The sequence below is a fragment of the Burkholderia pseudomultivorans genome, from assembly GCF_001718415.1.
GTDB classification, from domain to species: Bacteria; Pseudomonadota; Gammaproteobacteria; order Burkholderiales; family Burkholderiaceae; genus Burkholderia; species Burkholderia pseudomultivorans_A.
This window is the reverse complement of the sequence record NZ_CP013378.1, coordinates 1,240,942-1,263,116: the sequence shown is the minus strand read 5'-3', so window position 1 is coordinate 1,263,116 and position 22,175 is coordinate 1,240,942. Positions and strand designations below refer to the sequence as shown.

Here is a 22,175-nt window from a genome sequence, read left to right as displayed (position 1 = left end):
GCGGGGCGGGCGTCGCTGCGTAGCGTTCGATGGCGACGGCGCAACGACGGGCCCCGCGTAAAGTTCGGTAAGCGATGTGCCGGCAGCGTTCCGGCGCGCGAACGACCGGTGCGGCGTTCGCGCGTGAACCGGTGCCGGCGCCGGTTCAGGTTCGTGCGTGGCGTTCCGCGTGCGGACGCCCGATGGCGAGGTAGTGCGCGAGCGCAACGATCGGGAACGCGCCGGCGACGGCGGCGACGAGCGGCCAGCCGCCATGCTCGTAGAGCGGGCTCGCGAGCGCGGAGCCGACCGCGCCGCCGATGAAGATGCTCGTCATGTACAGTGCGTTCAGGCGGTTGCGGCTCGCCGCATGCAGCGCGTAGATTTCGCGCTGGCCGAGCACCATGTTCATCTGCACCGCGAAATCGAGCACGATGCCCGTGACGACGAGGCCGTACAGGCCGGCGCCATGGATCAGCGCGACGGCGTACGACAGCGCGCCGGCAACCAGCGCGATCAGCGTCGCCCGTACGGTATGGCCGGCGTCCGCGAGGCGGCCCGCGACCGGCGCCGACGTCGCGCCGATCGCGCCGACCAGCGCGAACAGGCCGATGGCCGATTGCGACAGGCCGTAGTGACGCGTCAGCTCGACCGGCACGGCGGTCCAGAACAGGCTGAACGACGCGAACATCAGGCCCTGGTAAAAGGCGCGATGGCGCAGCACCGGCATCGTGCGGACCAGATGCAGCAGCGACCCGATCAGTTCGAAGTAAGTCGCGCGATGATCGGGCCGGCGCGACGGGATCGTCAGCGCGAGCACGGTCGTCACGAGCGTCATCAGCACGGCCGCGGCGGCGAACACGAAGCGCCAGCCGAACGCGTCGGCGACCACGCTCGACAGCGGACGGGCGAGCAGGATGCCGAGCAGCAGCCCGCTCATGATCGTGCCGACCACGCGGCCGCGCGAATGATCCGGCGCGAGGTGCGCGGCGAGCGGCACCAGGATCTGGACGGCCACCGAGCTGAAGCCGACCAGCAGCGAAATCACGAGGAACAGGCCGGGCGTCTGCGCGGCCGCTGCCGCCGCGAGGCTGGCGATCGACACGAGGGCCGTGACGATCATCAGCTTGCGGTTCTCGAGCAGATCGCCGAGCGGCACGATGAAGAACAGGCCGAGTGCGTAGCCGATCTGGGTGAGCGACACGATCAGGCTCGCCGATTCACCCGACATATGGAGACTCGGCGCGATGAGTTCGGTTATCGGCTGCGCGTAGTACAGGTTGGCGACGATCGCGCCGCAACTGAACGCGAACAGCAGGATGAGGCCCTGCGTGAGCTTGGCCGCGTGCCCGTGGGCCGGGAGCGGGGTAGGTTCTGCTGACATGGTCGACTCCTTGGATTGAGATGTCGGGTGCCCGAAGACCGGGCGGGCGTTGCGATTGCCGTCGCGGCGAAACGGAGACCGCCGCATTGATGTCAAGCTTATTGATCGATCGATAACAGCGGAATGGGTCCGGCGCGCAATCGAGCATTGCGTGCCATGCAAAGGGGACGGACCGTAGGCGGGTTCATGTGCGGATGCCGAGATGGGCCGCGGACCGTACGCTGGCGCTGGCGAGGCCCGCCGATGCGACTCGTGCGTGGCCGCCTACGACGCGGTGCGCGACGTGATATCGGGCGCGGAAGCAGCGCCTGCGCGACGGTGACGGCGTCGGCGAGCGCCTTCGTCGCCGTGCGCGTCGAGAAATGCCGTCATGCGACGCAGCGCCCTGACGCCGCCGTCGAGATGCGGCCACAGCCCGCCGCGGCGCTCATGGACGACGACGTGGCCGACGCGGTTCAGCGTAATGGCGGCGGCCAGGGCCGCGATTGATTCACGTGAACCCGATCGATGCGGTGCCCGCCGCGGCGCGCGCCCGGCGGCGTCCACCGCGTGCTTCGGTTGCGTGATTCAGCTGCGCCTGCCCTGCAGCGTCGGAATCTGCGCGAACAGTCCCGCCAGCCAGTCGACGAACACCTTGAGCTTGACGGGCGTATGCCGGTTGGGCGGATACAGGATCGAGATCGGCCGCGGCGGCGTGTTGAAATCGGTCAGCACCTCGCGCAGGCGCCCCGATTTCAGATACGGCTCGACCAGGTACAGCGAGGTCTTGATCAGGCCGATTCCGGCGACGCCGCACGCGATGTAGGTATCGGCGTCATTGACCGCGACGGTGCCGCACATCTGCACGATGCGCGTTTCGCCGTCGACCAGGTAATCCCAGGGACGCGGCCGGCCGGTGTCGGCCGAGATGTGGCTGATCGCGACGTGCTGCGCGAGCTCGTCCACCGTTTCGGGGGCGCCGCATCGTTCGAGATACGCGGGGGCCGCGCAGGTGCAGGTGGTCAGGCTGCCGATCCGTTTCGCGACCAGCCCCGAGTCGTCTAGCGCGCCGATGCGCACGACGCAGTCGACCCCTTCGCCGACCAGATCGATCTGGCGATCGGTGACACCGAGTTCGACCGAGATGCCCGGATGGGCAGCGAGGAATTCCGGCAGCGCGGGCACCATGATCTGCTTGGCCATCGCCGGCGGCAGGTTCACTCTCAGCCGGCCGCGCGGCACGTTGCGCGCCTGCGATACCGCCGCTTCCATGTCGTCGATCTCGCGCAGCACGCCGACGCAGCGTTCGTAATAGGCCTGCCCGTCCTCGGTCAGCGAGATCCGGCGCGTGGTGCGGTTCAGCAGCCGGCAGCCGAGATGCTGCTCCAGCGTGCTCAGCAGCGCGGACACGCGCGGCGTCGTGAGCCCGGTCGTGTCCGACGCGCGCGTGAAGCTGCCCGTCTCGACGATGCGCGTAAACACGCGCATCGAAAGCAAGGTATCCATCGTTCAGAAGTCTCCCGGCTGTGTATTGCGGACGCGATTGTCGGTGGGGTGCCGCTACGCGTCGATCCGCTGCCTGAGCCCGTCGCCGGCGAACGGCATTTCCCGCATGCGCTGGCCAGTGGCGTCGAAGATCGCATTGGCCAGCGCGCCAGCGGTCGGCCCCATGGAGGCCTCGGCCGCACCGAGGAACGGCGCGCCCGGACGATTGATCAGGTGCACGTTGATGCTTTGCGGCGCGGCGCCAAAACGGAGGATCGGATAGCTGCTCCAGTCGAAGCTGCGGATGCGCTGCGAGTCGTATTGCAGCGCCTCGTACAGCGTCCAGCTGGCGGCCTGCACGATGCCGCCTTCGATCTGGTTGCGAATGCCGTCCGGCGACACGATCTGGCCGGCATCGACGGCGACTTCCGCGTGCTCGAGCGTCACCTGGCCCGTTTCCGGCACGACCGAGATGTCGATCGCGATCGCGACGTAGGCCATCAGGTTCTTGTACTTGCCGAACGCGAAGCCGACGCCGCGGTTGCGCTCGCGCGGCGGCCGCGGCCAGCCGAACCTGGTTGCCGCGAGCTGGATCACCTGGCGCGCGCGATGATCCTGCATGTGCCGCAGCCGGAATTCGACGGGATCGATGCCCGCGGCGTGCGCCAGTTCGTCCATGAAGCTTTCGATCGACCAGATGTTCGTATGCGCGCCGAGCGAGCGCATCGCCGATGTCTGCAGCGGCATCGTCGGCGAGAAGTTGTTGACGATGTGCATGTTCGGCAGCGCATAGAGCGGGATCGCGTTGCGATCGCCGCCGCCCTCCGGCTGCAGCATCGGCGTCGACGGCGCGGACACGAACGGCGGCTCCAGCATGCGCGCAGGCAGCAGCCGGCCCGCATTGACGATGCGCTCGTTGTGCGAGCTGCTCCACAGCGCGTAGTGCCAGTCGACGATGCGGCCGTTCGCGTCGAGCGAGGCACTGAGTTCGGTCACCATCGCCGGCGTGAAGTGGTCCCACGTATGTTCCTGCTCGCGCATCCATTGCACGCGGATCGGCTTGCCGGGCATCGCGGCCGCGATCAGCGCCGCATGCGCGGCCGCGTCGTCCGCGCCGTTGTGCCCGTAGCAGCCGGAGCCCTCGGTGTGAATGCAGCGGACCGTCGCCTTCGGCATCGACAGCATCTCGGCGAGCGCGTCGCGCAGCGGATAGACACCCTGCGAGTGCGTCCACACGGTCAGCGTGCCGTGCTCGAGATGCGCGACCGCGCACGACGGCCCGATCGAGCCGTGCAGCAGGTAGTTCTTCAGGAAGGTGGCGGTGAGCGTCTTCGTCGCCGGCGCGACGTCGGCATGCGTGTTGGCGATCTCGATGCGCTGCGTCGCGATTCGCTTCAGGTCCTGATGCACGGTCTTGCGATCGGGCAGCGCCCGGCCGGGCGACCAGCGGCTGCCGGCGGCCAGCGCGCGCTGCGCGACCACCGCCTGCCATTCGCCCTGCGCGACGACCGCGAGCAGGCTGCCGTTGCGCACGATGCGCACGACGCCCGGCATCTTCAGGATCGCGGCTTCGTCGAACGACAGCAGTTTCGCGTCGTAGACGGGCGGCATCACGACGCGCGCGTGCAGCATGCCGGGCAGCTCCATGTCCTGCACGTAGCTGATGCCGCCCGTGACCTTGTTCGGAATGTCGACGCGCGGAAGCGACGTGCCGATCACCGCGAACGTGTCCGGACGTTTCAGCGGAGAGGTCGGCGTCGCGTTGCGATGCAGGTCGACGGTGCGGATCGCGTCGCCGTAGCGCATCGTGCGGCCGTCCGGCGCCTTGATGACCGCGTCGGCGACCGTCAGCGTGCGCGGGTCGACGCCGAACTGCTTCGCCGCGCCGTCGACCAGCAGGCCGCGCACCTGTGCGGCGGCGTTCAGCAGCGCGGTGCCGCTGTCGGCCATCGTGTGGCTGCCGGCCGTCAGGCCTTCGTCCGGCGACGCGCCGGTGTCGGCGGTCAGGAACGTGATCAGCGAGGGCTTCATGTTCAGCTCCTCGGCCGCCACCTGCAGCAATGCGGTGCGCACGCCGGTGCCGAGTTCGACCTTGCCGGTAAACACGGTGACCTTGCCGTCGGGCGCGATCTTGATCCATGCATCGAGCAGCGGGTTGGTCTTCAGGCTGCCGGCCAGCGTTTCGGTGGCCGAGGACACGTGCACGGCTGCGCCTTCGTCGGCGAGCACGACTTCGGCGGCGGCGCGCGCCGTCGGCGCGAGGCTGAACGCGACGAAAAGCGCGCCGGAGACCATGAAGTGCCGGCGGCCTTCGTCGATGTCGTCGGGTGCGTTCATCAGATTCCCTTGCTGATCATCACGGGAGCGGCAGCCTGCTCCGGGGCCGGCAGGCCGGCGACCTGGCGAATGGCGGCCAGGATCCGCATGTGGGTGCCGCAGCGGCACAGGTTCGGTTCCATGTGCGCGCGCAGTTCGCGCTCGGTCGGCTTCGGATTGCGTTCGAGCAGCGCCTGCGCGCGCATGATCATGCCAGCGATGCAATAGCCGCACTGCGCGGCCTGGTGATCGATGAACGCCTGCTGAAGCTTGCCCGGATGCTCGGCGCTGCCGAGACTCTCGATGGTCCTGACGCGGCGCTCGCCGAGCGCGGCGACCGGCATCAGGCACGAGAACATCGGCTTGTCGTCGACGATCACGGTGCATGCGCCGCATTGCCCGAGGCCGCAGCCGAACTTCGCGCCGTGCAGATGCAGGTCGTTGCGCAGCGCGTACAGCAGCGGCGTGGACGGATCGATGTCGAGCGTGTGCCGCACGCCATTCACGGTGAGGGTGATCATCGCGCGCCGTCCTCCTTTCTGAGTTTGGCGGCCAGGGAATCGATATCGCTCCACGCGGGGCGATCGGAGTAGGTGGCGCGCAGGTAGGCGGCGAGGTCCGCGATCTGCGCGTCATCGTACTGGTCGAGGTAGGACGGCATGTAGTTCAGCGTGTCCTCGCCGTGCCAGCCGATGCCGTTGAACATCATCTGGATCGCGTTGCGCGGCGTGTCGGCGTTGACGGCCGTGCTGAACGCGAGCGTCGGCCGTTCGCCGATCGACTGCATCGGCGCAGCGGGGCCGTGGCACTGCGCGCACGAAGCCTGGAACAGCACCGCGCCGCGTTGCGCAGCGGGCGACGTCGCGCTGCGTTCGACGATGCTCGCCGCCGGCCGTCTGCCGCCCGGCTTCTGGATCGACAGCAGGTACGCGGCGATCGCCTCGACGTCTTCGACCGGCACCGTGGCGAGATCGCGCGTGACGGGCAGCATCGGGCCGGCCGCTGCGCCGTGCTCGCTCGCGCGGCCGGTGCGCAGGTACGTGACGAGCTGCGCCTGCGTCCACGGGCGGGGTGCACTGGCGAGCGTATTGAGCGGCGGTGCTTCCCAGCCGTCGACGATGCCGCCGTCGAACGCCTTGCCCGCTTGTTCGCCGCCGATCGCGTTCAGCGGCGAATGGCAGGAAGCGCAGTGCCCGAGGCCGTCGACCAGCGCCTTGCCGCGATTCCATTGCGCGGATTGGGACGGGTCGGGCTGGTACGCGCCCTTGCGCAGGAACAGGAGGTTCCAGAACGCGAGCGGCGGACGGAAGTTGAGCGGGAAAATCAGGTCGTTCGCCGGCGCGGTCGCGTGAACGGGCGTGCGTGTCATCAGGTACGCGTAGGCGGCCGAGATGTCCTCGTCGGACATGCGCGTGAAATGAATGTACGGAAACGCCGGGTAGAGCAGATGGCCGTCGCGGGCGATCCCGCTGCGCAGCGCACGCGCGAATGCGTCCCGCGACCAGCGGCCGATGCCGGTGTCGGCATCCGGCGTGATGTTGGTCGCGTAGATCGTGCCGAACGGCGTCACGAGCGGCAGGCCACCGGCGAACGGCTGGCCGTCCTTCGCGGTGTGGCAGACGACGCAGTCGCCGAGCGCGACGACGCGCGCGCCGGCGCGAACGAGCTGCGGATCGAACGACGCGCGCGCGGGCGGATCGATCGGCGCGATCGAAGGCTGAACCATGATGCCGATCGCGATCGCCAGGCCGACGAGCGCGACGCCGGCCGCGCCGAACCAGAGTCGTTTGTGCTTCATGCGGGCTCCACGCGGATCGGTTCGCTGCGCACGCGCGCGGCGGTCGCGTGGGCGCGACGTATCGACGAACGATTCGGCCGCTGGGCGCGTGCGCACCGGCGTCGATTCGCGACGGAATTCATGGCGTTACTCCATTGGGGGCCGCATCGCGTGTTCGTGCGGCAAACGATGCGGCCAGTCTACGCGGGCGGTGCTGTCAAATCCTGAAGTCGCGCTGAAACGTTCTGAACGCGCCGGCAGGCGCGGCCACACCTGCCGGCGCGCCAGCCTCACTTGTTCGAAACCGGCGCCGGCACGGGCGCGAGCATCGTGTGCGCCTGCTTCGTGCGCTGAGGCTGCTTGTGGACCATCGTGGCCGCATAGTCGACTCCCATCCCGTATCCGCCGGAATGCTCACGGACGATGTCCATCACGGCCTCGTAGGTTTCCCGACGCGCCCAGTCGCGCTGCCATTCGAGCAGCACCTGCTGCCACGTCACCGGCACGACCCCCGCCTGGATCATGCGCTGCATCGCGTAATCGTGCGCGTCCTTCGACGTGCCGCCCGACGCATCGGCGACCATGTAGATCTCGTATTCACTTTCGTCCATCGCGCACAGCGCGAAGGTGAGATTGCACACTTCGGTCCACAACCCGGCGGCTACCACCTTCTTGCGGCCGTTTTTCGCGAGTGCGTCGCGCACTTTCTGGTCGTCCCACGAATTCATCGACGTGCGTTCGAGCACGGGGTGGTCCGGGAATACATCGAGCAGCTCCGGGAACGCATAGCCGGAAAAGCTTTCGGTCTCCACCGTGGTGATCGTGGTTGGGATGTTGAAGGCCCGGGCTGCCTTCGCCAGCCCGACCGCGTTGTTCTTCAGCGTTTGCCGGTCGATCGACTGCACGCCGAGCGCCATCTGGGGCTGCAGGTCGATGAACAGCATCTGGCTGTTCTGGGGTGTCAGGACGTCGAGTTTAGGATTGCGCATGACTGGATCTCGCTGTTCCAATGAAAAGCCGGTTCGGGACGCCGGCGCGGATGTCGCAGCACCGGACGGGAGTCGGCGGACCGGGATTCGCGCAATGCGTCCGCCGTGCAATCGAGCGTAGGAGGCCATGTCGCGCAACGAAAATTAATCGTTATGAATCGGCATGCGCGTGCCCGCTATCGGCGGTGAGGCGTGCCGAGGTCGAACGACGCGGCGAGTTGCGGCCCCTTTTCCAGCAGCGACTTTACTTCCGTGCGTCGTTGCGCGGACCATCGCGCCAGTCGCTCCGCGACATCGGTCGCATTCGCCGGCAGCGCTTCGGCGAGCGACACCGCATCGTGCGCCGCCTTCGACGTGCCGGACGCGGTATGGGGGCGCACCGTGCAGGCAGCGTCGCCGATCAACGCGACGCGGCCGTCGACGAAGTCGGGACTCAGCGCATCGAAGATGACCTGCAGGAACGGCGCGCGGGTCGCCAGCACCAGTTGCGACAGCACTGCCGGCAGCCGCTCGGCGGCGAGCGAGCGCAGCGTCGCGACGGCCTCGTCGGCAAGCTGCCCGGGATGGAGCGAGGCGTGATGCACTTTGCCGGTTCGATCGGTCAGGTGTCGGCGCAGCGCGTCCGGATCGGCTTCGTTGCGATACCAGAGCCAGTTGAAGCGCCGTGTGCCCGGTTCGAGCGATCCGTCCAGCGCCGGAATCAGGAAGGCCATGAACAGCTCGCCCGGCGCCTTGTGGAGCGTCATGTTCTCGACCAGCGTCGCGATGGCGGACACGTCGAACCCGGCTTCGTCGACGATGCCTCGCCATGCGAGATAGCCGGCAAACGACGGCGCGTAGTCGGGAAAGAGCCGTGCGCGCAACCGCGAACCGGTGCCGTCGGCGGCGAGCAGCACATCGGCGCGCAGCCGTTCGTCGTCGATCTGGACGTCGACGCCGTCGGCGTCCTGTGTGAAGCCGGTCACGGTGCGGCCATAGCGAATCCGCCCGGCCGGCAAGGTCTCGCACAGCGACCGGTAGACGGCGTCCCACGACGAGAACGGCAGCATCTCGGGCTCGTCGCGCGTGAGCGTGCCGTCGCGGTCGATCCAGCGCCGCCGGTGGGTCGGTACGCTGATCATGTGGCGGCAATGACGGCCGTGCTGCTCGAGGAATGCCATCATGCGACGCAGCACGGCCACGCCGCCGCCCTGGCCGCGCAGCGGGACGGGCGAGCGTTCGTAGATCGTCACGTCGTGCCCGATGCAATCGAGCGTCAGCGCGGCCGTGAGGCCGGCGATCGAACCGCCTGCAATGACTATCTTCATCGTGCGTGACTCCGTGTTCGACAGAGGGCGCTCGCCGGCCGCCGCGCTAGATCCGCAGCAGCTTGCCCGCATTGCCGCCGAGGATCAGCGCGCGCTGTTCGGCCGTGAGGTCGAGGCGGTCGAGAAAGCGGACCGGCTGCGCGTAGCCCATGTCGAAACAATAGTCGCTGCCGAGCACGAGCCGGTCGATGCCGACGTGGGCGATCAGGAAATCCAGCACCGGCCCCGAATGAGACACCGTGTCGTAGCTGAAGCGCCGCAGGTAGCTGCTCGGCTTCTGCGCGAGCCGGCGCGTTTCCGGACGGACGGTCCAGCCGGCGTCGAGGCGCCCGACGAGGATCGGCAGCGCGCCGCCCGCATGCGGCAGCGTGACCTGCAGGTTCGGATAACGATCGAGCACGCCGCCGAGGATCAGATGCGAGCCCGCGATCGCGGTATCGAACGGATTGCCGAGCAGGTTGCTCAGGTAGTAGTCGCCGAGCCGCGCGCCGCCGACGGTCTGCTGCGGATGCAGGAACACCGGCAGGTTCAGCTGCTCGATGCGCGCAAAGACGGGCGCGAACCGCGGATCGTCGAGATCGCGGTTGTCGATGTTGGTGCCCATGTAGATGCCGCGCACGCCTGGCAATTGCACCGCGCGCTCGAGTTCGTCGATCGCGTCCGCGGCATCGAGCATCGGCAGCGTCGCGAGGACGACGAAGCGTGTCGGGTGACGCTGGTAGACGCGCGAGGCGGCCGTATTCCAGGCACGCGCGAGCTTCGCGTTGAACGAACGATCGCCCCAGTACGCCATCGGTACGCTGAGCGACAGCGCCTGCACGTCGACGCCGGACGCATCCATGTCGCGCAATCGTGCATCGACGTCGATGAACTTCATCGGCAACGGGCCCAGCCCGCCGGCGGGCGTGCGGAACGTGAACGACGTGTCGTCGCACGCGAACGAGCCGCCGAACCGTTTGCCTTCGCCGCCGACCAGGTCGCAAAAGCTTTCGGGGTAGTAGTGCGCGTGAATGTCGATCGAGCGGGGGCGGTGCAGCGGCAGGGCGACCGGGGCGGCCGGCGCGCTTACGGGTTCGGCCGCCGACGCGCGGCCGCCGGCGACGGCGCTGCCGGCAAGCGCGGCCAATGCGCCGAGCGCGCGGCGCCGCGCCGGAGAGATACAGCAGGTGCAATTCAGCATGTCGTGTTCTCGTGGTGGATCGGATCGTCGGAAACGCGGTTCAGCCGCGTGGCGTCATGCCCATTTCGCATGCGACGAGCTGCGTGTCGAACTGCTCGCGTTCCCGTCGCGCGCCGGCCGAGCGATCGGTCACGGAGAACAGGACGACGCCGACGAACGCCGCCGCCATCGAGAACAGCGCCGGATATTCGTACGGATAGACCGCATGCGCATGACCGAGTACCTGCACCCAGACGGTCGGACTGAGCACGGTGAGCGTGACCGCGGTGGCGAGCCCAAGCAGGCCGCCCAGTACCGCCCCGCGCGTGGTGAGGCCGCGCCAGTAGATCGAGAGCAGCAGCACAGGAAAATTCGAACTCGCCGCGATCGAAAACGTCAGGCTGACGATGAACGCGATGTTCTGTTTCTCGAACGCGATGCCGAGCAGGATCGCGAGCACGCCGAGCACCAGCGTCGTTGCGCGCGCCACGCGCATCTCCTCGTGGTCGGACGCGCGGCCGCGACGCAGCACGTTCGCATAGAGATCGTGCGAGATCGCCGACGAACCGGCGAGCGTCAGGCCGGCGACCACGGCCAGGATGGTCGAGAACGCGACCGCGCAAATGAAGCCGAGGAACACGTTGCCGCCGACCGCATGCGCGAGATGGATCGCGACCATGTTCACGCCGCCCGCGATGGCGCCGGACGCGTCGTGGTACTGCGGGTCCGACGCAACGAGCGCGATGGTGCCGAAGCCGATGATGATGATCAGCACATAGCCGGCGCCGACGATGCCCGTCGCATAGAGGATGCTCTTGCGGGCCGCCTTGACGTCGCCGACCGTGAAAAAGCGCATCAGGATGTGCGGCAGGCCGGCCGTGCCGAAGATCAGCGCGAGACCGAGCGAGACCGCCGAGACCGGATCGGAGACCAGCCCGCCCGGGCGCATGATCGCCGCGTGTTTCGGGTGGACCAGGATCGCCTGCGCGAACAGCGCATCGAGGCTGAAGCCGAAGCGGCTCAGCACCATGATCGCCATGAAGGCTGCGCCGGCGAGCAGCAGCACGGCCTTGATGATCTGGATCCAGGTGGTCGCCAGCATTCCGCCGAAGAACACGTAGACAACCATCAGCACGCCGACGATCAGCACGGCGACCGTGTAGTTCAGCCCGAACAGCAGTTCGACCAGCTTGCCCGCGCCGACCATCTGCGACACGAGGTACAGCAGCACGATGACGATCGAGCTCGATGCCGCGAACGCGCGGATCGGCCGTTGCCGCAGGCGATAGGACACGACGTCGGCGAGCGTGTACTTGCCGAGGTTGCGCAGCGGCTCGGCGATCAGGAACAGGATGATCGGCCAGCTCGCGAGGAAGCCGACCGAATAGATCAGGCCGTCATAGCCGCTGGTGAACACCAGCGCGGAGATGCCGAGCAGCGACGCCGCCGACATGTAGTCGCCGGCAATCGCCCAGCCGTTCTGGATCGCGGTGATCTTGCCGCCCGCCGCGTAGTGATCGGCCACACTGTGGTTCCTGCGCGCGGCCCAGCGCGTGATGACGAGCGTCGACGCGACGAACAGCAGGAACATGCCGATTGCGACCGGATTGTGCCCGTGCGCCAGCGCGGCAGGCCCGGCCGCGAACGCCGGTGCGGAGCCGGCCGCGGCCATCGATGCGAGAAGCAGGCGTTTCATTGATCGCCTCCGTGACGAATGGTCGCGACGATCGTGTCGTGCACCGCATTGGCCTGGAACACGTAGAGCGCGACCAGCGCGAACGTGACGACGAACATGCCGAACCCGACCGGGATGCCCCACGGGGTCGGGCGGCCCGGCACGATCGGCTGTCCCAGCAGCGTCGGCGAAAATGCCAGCGTGAGGATGAACGCGAAATAGAGCGCAAGCATGACAAGCGCGAGGGACCAGGCGAACAGCCTTCTGCGCCTGACGAACGCGCGGAAGCGGGCGTCGCGCAGCAGCGGATGGAGGGCCTGCGCCGGCGCGTCCGGAGCGGGCGCGGTGCCGGCGGCGGCCGGAATCGGGTGGTTCACGGTGTCTCCTTATGGTTGGGTATCCGGGCCGGGCTGCGGCGCTGCGCGCCGCGCCCGCCGTCGCTCAGAAATGCGGCGGAACGGCGGTGTCCCGCATCACGACTTCCGGCGTGCGATAGCGCTCGGCCATTTCGCGCTCGGTGTCGTCCTTGAGCTGCGCCTGCATGTAGGCGCCGAGATGGCGCGCGTGCTCGACGATCGCGGCGCCGAATGCGGTGCGCGTTTCGCTGTATTCGTGCAGAGCGTCGAGTGTGTCGGCGCGCGTGGCGAGTGCCGTGACGAGCGCGAGCGCATCGCCGGCGGCCTTCGTGACACCCATCCCGCAATGCGGCCGTGCGACGAATGCGGCGTCGCCGAGCAGCGCGATACGGCCGAACGCCATGTTCGGCACTTCGAGGTCGTAGATCGGCTGGAACAGCGGCTGCGTCGCGCGCGCCACGACCTCGGCGAACTGCGGGGCCAGCAGCGCGTGCGCGGCCTGTTCCATGTCGTCGAGAACGTCGCGCCGGATCAGCGTCGGCGGAATGCCGCCCGCCCACAGCTTGCCGGTCGCGTCGGTCAGCAGGTTCGGCAGGTCCGTGTCCTCGCGGGTCGCGCGATACCAGACGTAGTTGTAGCGCCGCTCGCCGGGCTGCGTGCTGTTGCCCTGGCCGGCGACGGGATAGCCGAGAATCTGCTCGTGCGGCGGCAGGCCGAACGCGAAATTGCCGAACAGCGTCGAGTGGGTCGCCTCCGACAGGTTGCGTTCGTCGACCAGTCCTCGCCACGCGACGTAGCCCGCATAGCGAAGCGTGGCGTCCGGCAGCAGCTTCTCGCGGATCGCCGAGCGGAATCCGTCGGCCGCGATGACCAGATCGGCGTGCACGACGGAGCCGTCGGACAGCGTGACGGAGGCGCGATCCGGCCCGTCCGCGACTTCGGTGACGACGGCGCCCGCGTGGTAATGCTGGTCGGGCAGCGCTGCGCGCAGCACGTGGTACATCTTGCTCCAAGCGGTGAGCGTCTGCGGCAGCCGGCGCTCCGATACCACGGTGCCGTCCTTGTCCAGCGTGATGCGCGACTCGACCTTCACGCCGATCGATGCGTCGATGCGCACGCCGGCGGCGAGCATCACGTCGAACAGTTCCGGATGCGTGACGATGCCGGCGCCGCGGCCCGACAGCGCCTCGGGCACGCGTTCGTAGACGTCCACGTCCCAGCCGTTGCGCAGCAGGAGATTCGCGGCGAACAGGCCGCCGAGCGAGCCGCCGACGATGGCGGCCTTGCGGTTCGTCGAAGTGCTGTGATTCATGTCAGTCTCCATGAGCGACACCGGCCGATGCGGCGGTGCCGGGGAGTGCCAGGCCGGCGACCTCGGCGGCAGGGAAATTGAGTTCGATCGTCACGCCGGACGGATCTTCGATGAAGACCTGGTGCAGCCCGAGGCTCGGCACGGTGCGGTCGCGCCACGCGATGTTTTCGGTACGCAGCGTCTGCCACATCGCCTCGACGCCGGTCGCGAGGAACGCGATGTGGTCGACGGTTCCGGTGCCGGTCGCCGGCAGGTCCTTGTCGCCGAGATAGGCCGTGAGCCCGTCCGGGTTGGCCGGATCGACGCCGATGACGTGAACCGTGCCGTAATCGGCTTCGTCGTCGCCCTTGTAGAGCCACGCGCCGGGAAAGTCGAACGGCGGGCGATAGCCGCGCCTTAAGCCGAGCACGCGTTCGTAGAACCGGCACGATCTTTCGAGATCGAGCGTGCGGATCGAGTAATGCGCAAGTTTGGAGACTGGCATGGGGCACCTCTTGTTTATCGATAGATAAGTTATCGTTCGATAAATAATAGTCGAAAAAATCGGCGAACAAAAGCTGCGAGCGGACCGTGTTAACCCGCGGTCCGAAACGGTGCCCGATGCCGCAGCGCGACGCGTTACGCCGGGACCTCGCCGGCCATGCCGCCGTCCGCATAGCACCAGATCCAGCGCTCGCCGGGCTCGATCGAGCGCGCCAGCGGGTGGCCGGTTTCACGAAAATGCCGGCTGGCATGGCGATTCGGCGACGAGTCGCAACAGCCGACGTGCCCGCATGTCAGGCACAGCCGCAGGTGCACCCAGCGGCTGCCGGATTTCCTGCATGCCTCGCAGTAGTCCTTGTCGGTGGTCAGGATGCGCGCTTCGCCGAGATGAGTGCAGATCGTGACCATCTTCCGCTCCGATGCCGGCGACAGGACCGCTCGCAGCAAGGCCGGCGCGGCGCTGCGAGCGGGGTGGGATACGGTTCATTGTGGACGGCCGGAACGCGGCCGGACCTTAATTCTTATTAAGCGGTGTGGTTCGGCGGTCGCGAGGACGTACAGTCTCGGGAACGGCCGGCGCGTGATCCGAGCGCGGTCCGGTATGGCGGTCGGCGGGAGAAACCCATGGCTCAGTCGCAGCATGTCAAGGTAATCGGTTTGCCGAACAGCAAGGAAGCCTATGCGATCCGCGACTTCCTGAAGCGCGGGGTGGTGGAGTACGAATGGTGCGAACTGACGTCGGACACCGATTGCATGCGCGAGCTCGGCATCGCGCCGCTGCGCGACATCCGGCTGCCGGTCGTCGTGTTTCCGGACGGCTCATGCCTCTACCAGCCGACGCTGCCGGAGATTGCCGCCAAGCTCGGCTGGGTTTCGCGGCCGCGTTTCGTCGAGTACGACGTATCGATCTATGGTGCGGGGCCGGCCGGCCTGTCGGCGGCCGTCTACGCGGCGTCGGAAGGGCTGCGGGCCGTCGTGATCGAGCGCGATGCGATCGGCGGGCAGGCAGGCACGAGTTCGCTGATCGAGAATTACATGGGATTCCCGGAGGGCATTCCGGGGGCGGAGCTGGCCGAACGGGCGCGCCAGCAAGCGGTGAAGTTCGGCGTCGAACTGCTGATGATGCGCGAGGGCGTGCACGCGACGTTCGTCGACGGAAAGATCCGCGTCGATCTCGCGGACGGCTCGATCCTGACCGCGCGGTCGAACATCTGCGCGACCGGGATCGAATACCGCAGTCTCGGTTTGCCCGACGAGCAGAAATTTCTCAATGCCGGGCTGTTCTACGGGGCGGGATCGAGCGAGGCGCCGATGTGCGAGGGCAAGCACGTGTTCGTCGTCGGCGGCGGCAATTCGGCGGGCCAGGCCGCGATGAATTTCGCGCGGCACGCGCGCGAAGTCACGATGATCGTGAGGGGAGCGTCGCTGGCGACGACGCTGTCGCGCTACCTGATCGACCGCATCGAGCGCACGCCGAACGTGACGGTCCGCTACGGCTCGACCGTCGACGCGCTGCACGGCGACGGCCGGCTCGAAGCGATCGGGCTGCGTTCGGAAGGCAGCGCGCGCGAAGTGCTGCCGGCCACGCACCTGTTCGTCTGCATCGGCGGCGCGCCGAATACCGAATGGGCGCGCGATACGAACATCATCCGCAATCCGGGCGGCTATCTGGTGACGGGCAGCGATCTTTACGACTGCCCCGAATTCGAGCGCGTGTGGCCGCTCGAGCGGCGGCCCTACTATCTGGAAACGAGCGTGCCCGGGTCGTTCGCGGCCGGCGATGTCCGCTCGGGTTCGGTCAAGCGGGTGGCGTCGGCGGTCGGCGAAGGGGCGATGGCCGTGACTTTTGTGCACCGGTTCCTGAGTGAGGACGCGCGTCGTGCGGGCGGAGCCTGATCTGCGCTGTGTAGGCTCCGCCGTTCACGCCGTCTCACCGCTTCGCTGCGTCGTCGACAGCGGCAGCCAGAACGTCGGCACCGTTTCCCGGTCGGCGTGCGGCGCGGCCGAAAGCGCGCCGCCGTGCGCCTCGACGATCGGCCGGCCGCCAGGTGATTTCGAATTCGCGCAGTGTGTCCGGTTCATCCATCGCGTCGCGCCGAGATCTTTTCAGAACCGCCCGGTGCGGTCGGCCACGTTCGCCGCGGTCGCTGCCGGCGCCGTCCATCCGCCGCCAAGCGCACGCACGAGGTTGACCGTCGCGATCGCGAGCGACTGACGGCTGTGAATCAGCTGGCGTTGCGCATTCAAAGCATCGCGATCCGCGTCGATCACCTCGAGATAGCTGACGTAGCCGTGCCCGTAGCGGCTCAGCGACAGGCGCGCCGCGGCTTCGGCGGCGCGCGCCGCATTGTCGTAGCGCACGATCCGCTCACGCTCGGCGGCAATATCGTTGAGCGCGTCCTGCACCTCGCGCAGCGCGCGCAACGCGGTCGCGCGATAGTTCGCATCGGCGAGTTGCGCACCGGCCGTCGCGGCTGCGACCGCGGCGTCGCGCTTGCCGCCGTCGAACACCGTTTCCGCCACACTCGCGCCGAGGCTCCATAGCGAGCTGTTGCGGGCGAGAAACGTGCCGAGGTCGCGGCTGGCGAACCCGCCCTGGGCAGTCAGCGTCAAGGTCGGCAGCCATGCAGTGCGCGCGACGCCGATTTCGAGCGACGCCGCGTCGACGCGCCGCGCCGCCGCATAGACGTCCGGCCGTTGCGCGAGCAGCGACGACGGCAGTCCGGGCGGCACGGTCGGTACCCGGATCGCAGACACAGTCGGCGCAATCGTGAATGCAGTCGGCGACGCCCCGGTGAGTGCGGCGAGTGCGTCGACGAGGTTTTCGCGCAGCCGCCGGCTGTCCGCGAGATCGGCGCGGGCCGTATCGAGATCGGCCGCCGCACGCAATGCGTCGAGATCGCCGGCGGCGCCGGCCCGCACGCGTGCGGCGATTACGTCGAGCGCGGTGCGGCGCAGCTCGATCGCGCGCGCGAGCGTGGCGAGATCCTGTTCGACGAAATGGAGTGTCAGATAGTCGCTCGCCACCTCGGTCGCGACGCGCAGCCGAACGGCCGCGCGATCCGCCGCGGCTTCCAGTACGTTTTGCTTCCCGATTTCCGCGTCGCCGCGCAGGCGCCCCCACAAATCGACTTCGTAGCTGGCGGCGAAGGGCACCGACCAGTTGTGCATCGTGCGTTTCGGCAACGCGTTGTCGACGGTGCCGGACACGCGCGCGCGGCTGAATGACGGCGCGACGCCGACGCGCGGCGCCAGTGCGGCTTCTCGCACGCCGAGCAGCGCCTGCGCCTGATCGACGCGCGCTGCGGCGGCGCGGATGTCGTCGTTGCCGGCGAGCGCGGCGTCGACGAGCGCGACCAGCGACGCGTCGCCGAACGACGCGGGCCATTCCGCGAGCGGCAGCGCTGCTTCGCCCGGCGCATCCGCATGGCGGAACCGGTCGTGGCCGACCGCGACGGGCGTGAGCGGTTGCGGCGCGATCGTGCACGCGCCCAGCGGGCCGGCGACAAGCAGCGCGACGACGATCCGCTTCATGGCAGCTCGCGGCTGCGCTGCAGCGTGACGACGACCGACAGGCCCGGCCGAATGCGCGGCTCGGCCGCAGCCGGGCCGTCGAGCAGGATCTTGACGGGCACGCGCTGCGTGACCTTCGTGAAGTTGCCGGTCGCGTTGTCGGGCGGCAACAGCGAAAACTGCCCGCCGGTCGCGGGTGACAGACTGTCGACGTGCCCTGCGAAGCTCAGGTCCGGCAGTGCGTCGAAGCGCAGGCGCACGGCGTCGCCGGCCCGCACATGCCGGAGCTGGGTCTCGCGGAAGTTCGCGACGACCCACGGATGCGGTTCGACGAGCGTCAGCAATGCCTGGCCGGGCGCGACATGCTCGCCGGTCTCGACGGTCTTCTTGCCGACATAGCCGTCGGACGGCGCGACGACGGTCGTGTACCGGCGCTGCAGCTCCGCATCGCGCAACTCGGCATCGTTCTGGTTCGACACGGCGTCGGCGGCCTGCTGCGCGGCCTGCGCGCTGCGACGCTGCGCTCGGGCCGCGTCGATGCGGGCGCGGGCGGACGTGCGCGCCGCATTGGCGGCATCGAATTCCTGTTGCGACAGCCCGCGTGGGGTTTCGCGGGTCAGCTCGCGCGCGCGGGCGTAGTCGAGCTCGGCCTTTTCCGCGTCGGCATGCGCGGATACGAGCGTCGCGTCGCTCTGCTCGACCAGCGCACTGGCGCGGCTTGCCTCCGAGCGTGCCTGCGCGACGCGTGCCCGCTGCAGTGCGACGCGCACGTCGAAATCGCGCGGATCGAGCTGCACGAGCGGGTCGCCCGCGTGCACGAACTGGTTGTCGTTCACCAGCACGCGCTCGACCGTGCCAGCCACGCGCGGCGAGATCACGTGCAGGTGGCCCGTCACGTACGCGTCGTCGGTGCCGCGATCGTGCGCATCGAATTCATAGAGCAGCAGCGCGACGAGCAGCAGAGCGCTTGCGGCGATCAGCGCGATCGGCCATCGGCGCGACCGCGCGGGCGTGTCCTGCGAAGGGGTGGTCACGGTCGGGATACTCCATCGAACAGACGGGTTTCGTCACATCGCGCTATGCTTGCGCGAGCCTCATGCACGGGAGCCGCTCGACGATGGACACCACATTCGCCCCCGCCGGCGCGACACAGGGGCCGGCAGCCGCGCCGGCCTCCGACATCCCGACATTTCGTTCGATCGCCGCGATCGCGGCCGTGCTGCTCGGCGCGATCATCTCGACGCTGACGTCGCGCATCACGTCGCTCGGGCTGGCCGACATACGGGGCGCGCTCGGCGTCGGGTTCGACGAGGGCGCGTGGATCAACACGGCGTTCACCGCAGCGCAGATGTTCGTCGGGCCGCTCGCGATCGCCGCGGCCTTCGTGTTCGGCACGCGGCGCGTCCTGCTGGCAGGCGCCGCAGTATTCCTGGTGGTCGAAAGCGTGCTGCCGCTGTGCACGCGCTTCAATACGTTCATCGCGCTGCAGAGCGTGGCCGGCTGCGCGTCCGGCGTGTTCGTGCCGCTGACCGTCGGCTTCGTCGTGCGCACGCTGCCGCCGCGGCTCGTTGCGTTCGGCATTGCCGCCTATGCGATGAACCTCGAGATGTCGCTGAACCTGTCGGCGACGCTCGAAGGGTGGTACAGCGAACACCTGAGCTGGCGCTGGCTGTTCTGGCAGAACGCGCTGCTGACCGTGCCGTTCATCGTCTGCCTGCTGCTGTCGCTGTCCACCGAGCCGATCAGGCGCTTCGCAGCCGGTATCGACATGCGCGGCATGCTGCTCGGCGCCGGCGGCTTCGCGTGCCTCTGTATCGCGCTCGATCAGGGCGAGCGGCTGTTCTGGTTCGAGTCGCCGCTGATCGTCACGCTGCTGGCCATCGGTATCGTGATGGTGGCCGCCTTCCTGATCCACGAACTGGCGTCGCGACGAGCCGGCCTCGATCTCGGCTATCTCGCGCTGCCCAACGTCGCGCTGCTGATCCTGCTCGTCGGCCTCGTTCGCTTTACCGTGCTCAACACGAGCTTCATTCCGTCGGCGTTTCTCGCGAGCACCTACGGGCTTCGCCCGCTTCAGATCGGCGATACGCTGCGCTGGATCGCGATGCCGCAACTGCTGTTCGCGCCGTGCGTGGCCTGGCTGTTGCAGCGCGTCGATCCGCGCCGGCTGATCGTGGCCGGATTCGCGATGGTGGGAGTCGCCTTCGCGCTCGGCGCGCGCCTCACGCCCGTATGGGCCGAACCCGACTTCATTCCGTCGCAATTGCTGCAGGCATTGGGCCAGACGATGGCGCTCACCTCGGTCGTGTTCTTTTTCGGCAAGCATGTGACGGCCGAGCACGCGCTGACGTTCGGCGCCGTCGTGCAGACGACGCGCCTGCTGAGCGGGCAGCTCGGCACGACTTCGATCGCGGTGATCCAGCGCATCATGGAAGCTACCCATTCGAATCTCGTCGGTTTGCATGTTACGCGGTCGGATCCGCAAACGCTGGAGCGCCTGCGTGCCGGTGCGGCATTGCTCGTGTCGCATGGCGCGACCTTCGCGACCGGCGATCAGGCGACCTATGCACTGCTCGACCGGGCGGTGCGCGTCCAGGCGACCACGCTCGCGCTGGCCGACAATTTTCGCGTCGCGATGGCTTTCGCGGCTGCGGGCGTGTTGATCGGATTGCTGCTGAGGCCGGCGCGTGTGCAGTGAACACCCGACGCCGGACGGCATGCATCGACGATCTTAGCGAGGGCGTGCACCGCAATGGAATGGCGGCGGCCTGAAGTGTCCTGAAACAGGCTAAAAGCGCGCCGGCGTGATGGCGGTGCGGCACCGCTCGGGCTGACCAGAAAAATTAAGCCCCGGAATCAAGACTCTTCAGCGGCGCTCGGTTATCGTCAGCATCAGGTCATCCCGTCGCGGTCCGGTCGCGATCATGGTCGTGGTCGGGGGCGCGCGTCGGCGGATGACTATCGTGATGCGAGCCGGTGCGACCAGTCCGGCCTGTGCCACTTGCCTGGATCCGCCGCCATGGACGCATTCAATCGCTGGGAGCACGTGATGACGCTCCTCGCCCCGTCGCCCGCTGCAAGCTGCGGTGCACCATCGAATCTGCGCGACCCGGTCGCCGCGCGCCGCCGCTATCGTGACGATCCGCCGCCTGCGTCGAGCGGCGACGTGCGCCGCCGTTGCGCGATCGTCGCGACCGAGCGGCAGACCGACTCATCGGTGCTGGTGTCGTGGAGCGACCCGACGCGCTGCCGGTACGACGAGCAGCGCTGGATCAGCGCCAGGTCGCGCGCGCTTGGGCGCTGCGCGCTGACCGGCATGACGATTCGTCCCGGTGACGCGATCTATAAGCCGCAGTGGCGCGGAGCGAAGCGCCCGGCGAACTATCGGGAGATGATCCTCGCGGCCGAACTGGACCGGTTCGTCATCCGGTTCGCCAGTTCATGAGCTGGAACGATCGGCCGGGGGCCGCCCGGCGCGGCGGACTCAGTCGATCCATTTGGAGCCGAGCACCAGGCCGCAGAAATTCGTCCGACGATAGTCCGGGTCGCAACGTTCGAGCACGTCGGCGCAGACGTTGCCGAACGCAGTCGCCGGGCGATGGGCGATTCCCGCACCAAGCGCCTCGAGGAACAACTCCTTGAAACCCGGGCCGCGCGGCCATGCGCGCAGGATTTCATCGCGTGCGGAGCGGCTCACTTCGTCGAAATGACGCGCGAAGAGATCCGTCTCGATGCCGGCGCCGAGCAGCATCGTCAATGGCGTCATGTACGGGTGAATGCCGAACGTCGCATGCAGCGCGATCGCGCGCCAGACCTCCGCCGCATCGTCGGCGGCGACGCCGTGTGCGTCGAGGAACGCGTGCGCGGCGTTCGCGCCGTCGATCTCGAAGCGTTGGCGCGAATGCCGGTAGCGCTCGGTCAGGCCGAAGTCATGGAACAGCGCGGAGACGTACAGCAGTTCGGCATCGAACGCGATATCGCGACGCCGACCGAGGATCGATGCAAACGCGAACACGCGCATCGCGTGGCGGAACAGCAGTTCTGGTTCGCTGGCGCGCACGATCGCGGCGGCCTCGCGCGCCATCGGGCCGTCGGGAATCCGGATGCCGGCGATACGGGTGCCCATGATCGTGTTCCTCGCGGCGTGGCGGCGGTCGCTTGACGCTGACGGCGTCGGAAGATGGTCGCGCGTCGCGCCGCTGAATGTCTTGAGCCGAACCTGAATTTTTCTGAACGGAAAATCGGCCGATCGCTGCCTCGGGAATCAGTCCAGCCGTGCATCTCAAGTCGTTTTTACCTGAGTGCAACTGTGTACGATTCATCCGTCAATTCGATTAACTATGCCGAATAAAGTCAGTGGAATCGATTCATGGATGAACCTCGATTTCGCGAATTGAAAATGCCGGACGCTCCCGGAGTGTCCCGCCATGCACCATGGGAAGGGCCGCTACCCGCGGTTTC

21 protein-coding genes are annotated in these 22,175 nt (G+C 68.0%); 4 read left to right on the top strand and 17 right to left on the bottom strand.

The annotated features are described in order from the left end of the window. Positions 1-145 precede the first annotated feature (145 nt). Positions 146-1,363, bottom strand: a complete 1,218-nt coding sequence (locus tag WS57_RS18250) for an MFS transporter (RefSeq protein WP_009692466.1) — start codon at positions 1,361-1,363, stop codon at positions 146-148. A 243-nt stretch (positions 1,364-1,606) separates the two neighbouring features. Here WS57_RS18250 and WS57_RS37150 point away from each other — a divergent pair, with 243 nt between their 5' ends. Continuing rightward, on the top strand, positions 1,607-1,852 hold the full coding sequence (locus WS57_RS37150; RefSeq protein WP_155741102.1) for a hypothetical protein: 246 nt from the start codon (positions 1,607-1,609) through the stop codon (positions 1,850-1,852). 78 nt (positions 1,853-1,930) lie between these two features. Here WS57_RS37150 and WS57_RS18245 read toward each other — a convergent pair whose 3' ends face one another. The 12 genes from WS57_RS18245 to WS57_RS18190 form a co-directional block, all read right to left on the bottom strand. Beyond that, positions 1,931-2,848, bottom strand: coding sequence for a LysR family transcriptional regulator (locus tag WS57_RS18245; RefSeq protein ID WP_069244670.1), 918 nt, complete (start codon positions 2,846-2,848; stop codon positions 1,931-1,933). A 54-nt stretch (positions 2,849-2,902) separates the two neighbouring features. Further along, positions 2,903-5,164, bottom strand: coding sequence for a xanthine dehydrogenase family protein molybdopterin-binding subunit (locus tag WS57_RS18240; protein ID WP_069244669.1), 2,262 nt, complete (start codon positions 5,162-5,164; stop codon positions 2,903-2,905). Then, entirely contained in the window at positions 5,164-5,664 is a 501-nt protein-coding gene (locus WS57_RS18235) for a (2Fe-2S)-binding protein (RefSeq protein WP_069244668.1), read from the bottom strand. The genes WS57_RS18240 and WS57_RS18235 overlap by 1 nt, the downstream gene beginning before the upstream one ends. Beyond that, the gene (locus WS57_RS18230) at positions 5,661-6,941 is read right to left on the bottom strand and encodes a c-type cytochrome (protein WP_069245446.1); all 1,281 of its coding nucleotides are present in this window, start codon (positions 6,939-6,941) and stop codon (positions 5,661-5,663) included. Before WS57_RS18230 ends, WS57_RS18235 begins: the two co-directional genes overlap by 4 nt. Positions 6,942-7,210: 269 nt before the next feature. Further along, positions 7,211-7,909: a hydrolase gene (locus WS57_RS18225; protein WP_069244667.1), complete on the bottom strand. Its 699-nt coding sequence runs from the start codon at positions 7,907-7,909 to the stop codon at positions 7,211-7,213. A 176-nt stretch (positions 7,910-8,085) separates the two neighbouring features. Then, a complete protein-coding gene (locus WS57_RS18220; RefSeq protein WP_009692459.1) occupies positions 8,086-9,216 on the bottom strand; it encodes an FAD binding domain-containing protein in 1,131 nt (376 codons plus the stop codon). Between the two features lie 46 nt (positions 9,217-9,262). Further along, positions 9,263-10,396: an amidohydrolase family protein gene (locus tag WS57_RS18215; RefSeq protein ID WP_069244666.1), complete on the bottom strand. Its 1,134-nt coding sequence runs from the start codon at positions 10,394-10,396 to the stop codon at positions 9,263-9,265. A 40-nt stretch (positions 10,397-10,436) separates the two neighbouring features. Beyond that, complete coding sequence (locus tag WS57_RS18210; protein ID WP_069244665.1) at positions 10,437-12,071, bottom strand: cation acetate symporter; 1,635 nt, start codon at positions 12,069-12,071, stop codon at positions 10,437-10,439. After that, entirely contained in the window at positions 12,068-12,427 is a 360-nt protein-coding gene (locus WS57_RS18205; protein ID WP_059513631.1) for a DUF485 domain-containing protein, read from the bottom strand. The genes WS57_RS18210 and WS57_RS18205 overlap by 4 nt, the downstream gene beginning before the upstream one ends. Positions 12,428-12,491: 64 nt before the next feature. Next, the gene (locus tag WS57_RS18200) at positions 12,492-13,718 is read right to left on the bottom strand and encodes an FAD binding domain-containing protein (protein ID WP_009688485.1); all 1,227 of its coding nucleotides are present in this window, start codon (positions 13,716-13,718) and stop codon (positions 12,492-12,494) included. A 1-nt stretch (position 13,719) separates the two neighbouring features. Next, positions 13,720-14,202, bottom strand: a complete 483-nt coding sequence (locus WS57_RS18195; protein WP_009688484.1) for a VOC family protein — start codon at positions 14,200-14,202, stop codon at positions 13,720-13,722. A gap of 134 nt (positions 14,203-14,336) precedes the next feature. After that, positions 14,337-14,609 carry a ubiquitin carboxyl-terminal hydrolase 14 gene (locus WS57_RS18190; RefSeq protein WP_059513634.1) on the bottom strand — a complete coding sequence of 91 codons (273 nt, stop codon included), beginning with the start codon at positions 14,607-14,609 and terminating at the stop codon, positions 14,337-14,339. A 216-nt stretch (positions 14,610-14,825) separates the two neighbouring features. On the opposite strand from WS57_RS18190, the gene WS57_RS18185 reads away from it, so the two are divergent. Continuing rightward, a complete protein-coding gene (locus tag WS57_RS18185) occupies positions 14,826-16,097 on the top strand; it encodes an NAD(P)/FAD-dependent oxidoreductase (protein WP_009688482.1) in 1,272 nt (423 codons plus the stop codon). 24 nt (positions 16,098-16,121) lie between these two features. Here WS57_RS18185 and WS57_RS37145 read toward each other — a convergent pair whose 3' ends face one another. Genes WS57_RS37145 through WS57_RS18175 form a run of 3 tightly spaced genes read right to left on the bottom strand, consistent with a single transcriptional unit; the run spans position 16,122 to position 18,748 of the window. Continuing rightward, positions 16,122-16,283: a hypothetical protein gene (locus WS57_RS37145; protein ID WP_009688481.1), complete on the bottom strand. Its 162-nt coding sequence runs from the start codon at positions 16,281-16,283 to the stop codon at positions 16,122-16,124. A gap of 24 nt (positions 16,284-16,307) precedes the next feature. Continuing rightward, positions 16,308-17,735, bottom strand: a complete 1,428-nt coding sequence (locus WS57_RS18180) for an efflux transporter outer membrane subunit (protein WP_069244664.1) — start codon at positions 17,733-17,735, stop codon at positions 16,308-16,310. Then, positions 17,732-18,748, bottom strand: coding sequence for an HlyD family secretion protein (locus WS57_RS18175; RefSeq protein WP_059513640.1), 1,017 nt, complete (start codon positions 18,746-18,748; stop codon positions 17,732-17,734). The genes WS57_RS18180 and WS57_RS18175 overlap by 4 nt, the downstream gene beginning before the upstream one ends. Positions 18,749-18,831: 83 nt before the next feature. Between WS57_RS18175 and WS57_RS18170 the strand changes: the two genes are divergently transcribed. Both WS57_RS18170 and WS57_RS18165 read left to right on the top strand, forming a co-directional pair. Then, on the top strand, positions 18,832-20,412 hold the full coding sequence (locus WS57_RS18170) for an MFS transporter (RefSeq protein WP_059605461.1): 1,581 nt from the start codon (positions 18,832-18,834) through the stop codon (positions 20,410-20,412). A gap of 321 nt (positions 20,413-20,733) precedes the next feature. Then, positions 20,734-21,159 (top strand): DUF3331 domain-containing protein, encoded by a 426-nt coding sequence (locus tag WS57_RS18165; protein ID WP_009692701.1) that lies wholly within the window; start codon positions 20,734-20,736, stop codon positions 21,157-21,159. 39 nt (positions 21,160-21,198) lie between these two features. On the opposite strand, the gene WS57_RS18160 is transcribed toward WS57_RS18165, so the two are convergent. Then, positions 21,199-21,840 carry an HD domain-containing protein gene (locus WS57_RS18160; protein ID WP_009692702.1) on the bottom strand — a complete coding sequence of 214 codons (642 nt, stop codon included), beginning with the start codon at positions 21,838-21,840 and terminating at the stop codon, positions 21,199-21,201. Positions 21,841-22,175: the final 335 nt, after the last annotated feature.

What these genes read in the sequence shown, in the direction of transcription:
- WS57_RS18195 (WP_009688484.1), bottom strand. Translation starts at nt 14,202, where the DNA reads ATGCCAGTCTCCAAACTTGCGCATTACTCGATCCGCACGCTCGATCTC.
- WS57_RS18160 (WP_009692702.1), bottom strand. Translation starts at nt 21,840, where the DNA reads ATGGGCACCCGTATCGCCGGCATCCGGATTCCCGACGGCCCGATGGCG.
- WS57_RS18185 (WP_009688482.1), top strand. Translation starts at nt 14,826, where the DNA reads ATGGCTCAGTCGCAGCATGTCAAGGTAATCGGTTTGCCGAACAGCAAG.
- WS57_RS18250 (WP_009692466.1), bottom strand. Translation starts at nt 1,363, where the DNA reads ATGTCAGCAGAACCTACCCCGCTCCCGGCCCACGGGCACGCGGCCAAG.
- WS57_RS18230 (WP_069245446.1), bottom strand. Translation starts at nt 6,941, where the DNA reads ATGAAGCACAAACGACTCTGGTTCGGCGCGGCCGGCGTCGCGCTCGTC.
- WS57_RS18200 (WP_009688485.1), bottom strand. Translation starts at nt 13,718, where the DNA reads ATGAATCACAGCACTTCGACGAACCGCAAGGCCGCCATCGTCGGCGGC.
- WS57_RS18180 (WP_069244664.1), bottom strand. Translation starts at nt 17,735, where the DNA reads ATGAAGCGGATCGTCGTCGCGCTGCTTGTCGCCGGCCCGCTGGGCGCG.
- WS57_RS18220 (WP_009692459.1), bottom strand. Translation starts at nt 9,216, where the DNA reads ATGAAGATAGTCATTGCAGGCGGTTCGATCGCCGGCCTCACGGCCGCG.
- WS57_RS18165 (WP_009692701.1), top strand. Translation starts at nt 20,734, where the DNA reads ATGGACGCATTCAATCGCTGGGAGCACGTGATGACGCTCCTCGCCCCG.
- WS57_RS18170 (WP_059605461.1), top strand. Translation starts at nt 18,832, where the DNA reads ATGGACACCACATTCGCCCCCGCCGGCGCGACACAGGGGCCGGCAGCC.
- WS57_RS18225 (WP_069244667.1), bottom strand. Translation starts at nt 7,909, where the DNA reads ATGCGCAATCCTAAACTCGACGTCCTGACACCCCAGAACAGCCAGATG.
- WS57_RS37150 (WP_155741102.1), top strand. Translation starts at nt 1,607, where the DNA reads ATGCGACTCGTGCGTGGCCGCCTACGACGCGGTGCGCGACGTGATATC.
- WS57_RS18235 (WP_069244668.1), bottom strand. Translation starts at nt 5,664, where the DNA reads ATGATCACCCTCACCGTGAATGGCGTGCGGCACACGCTCGACATCGAT.
- WS57_RS18245 (WP_069244670.1), bottom strand. Translation starts at nt 2,848, where the DNA reads ATGGATACCTTGCTTTCGATGCGCGTGTTTACGCGCATCGTCGAGACG.
- WS57_RS18190 (WP_059513634.1), bottom strand. Translation starts at nt 14,609, where the DNA reads ATGGTCACGATCTGCACTCATCTCGGCGAAGCGCGCATCCTGACCACC.
- WS57_RS37145 (WP_009688481.1), bottom strand. Translation starts at nt 16,283, where the DNA reads ATGAACCGGACACACTGCGCGAATTCGAAATCACCTGGCGGCCGGCCG.
- WS57_RS18210 (WP_069244665.1), bottom strand. Translation starts at nt 12,071, where the DNA reads ATGAAACGCCTGCTTCTCGCATCGATGGCCGCGGCCGGCTCCGCACCG.
- WS57_RS18240 (WP_069244669.1), bottom strand. Translation starts at nt 5,164, where the DNA reads ATGAACGCACCCGACGACATCGACGAAGGCCGCCGGCACTTCATGGTC.
- WS57_RS18215 (WP_069244666.1), bottom strand. Translation starts at nt 10,396, where the DNA reads ATGCTGAATTGCACCTGCTGTATCTCTCCGGCGCGGCGCCGCGCGCTC.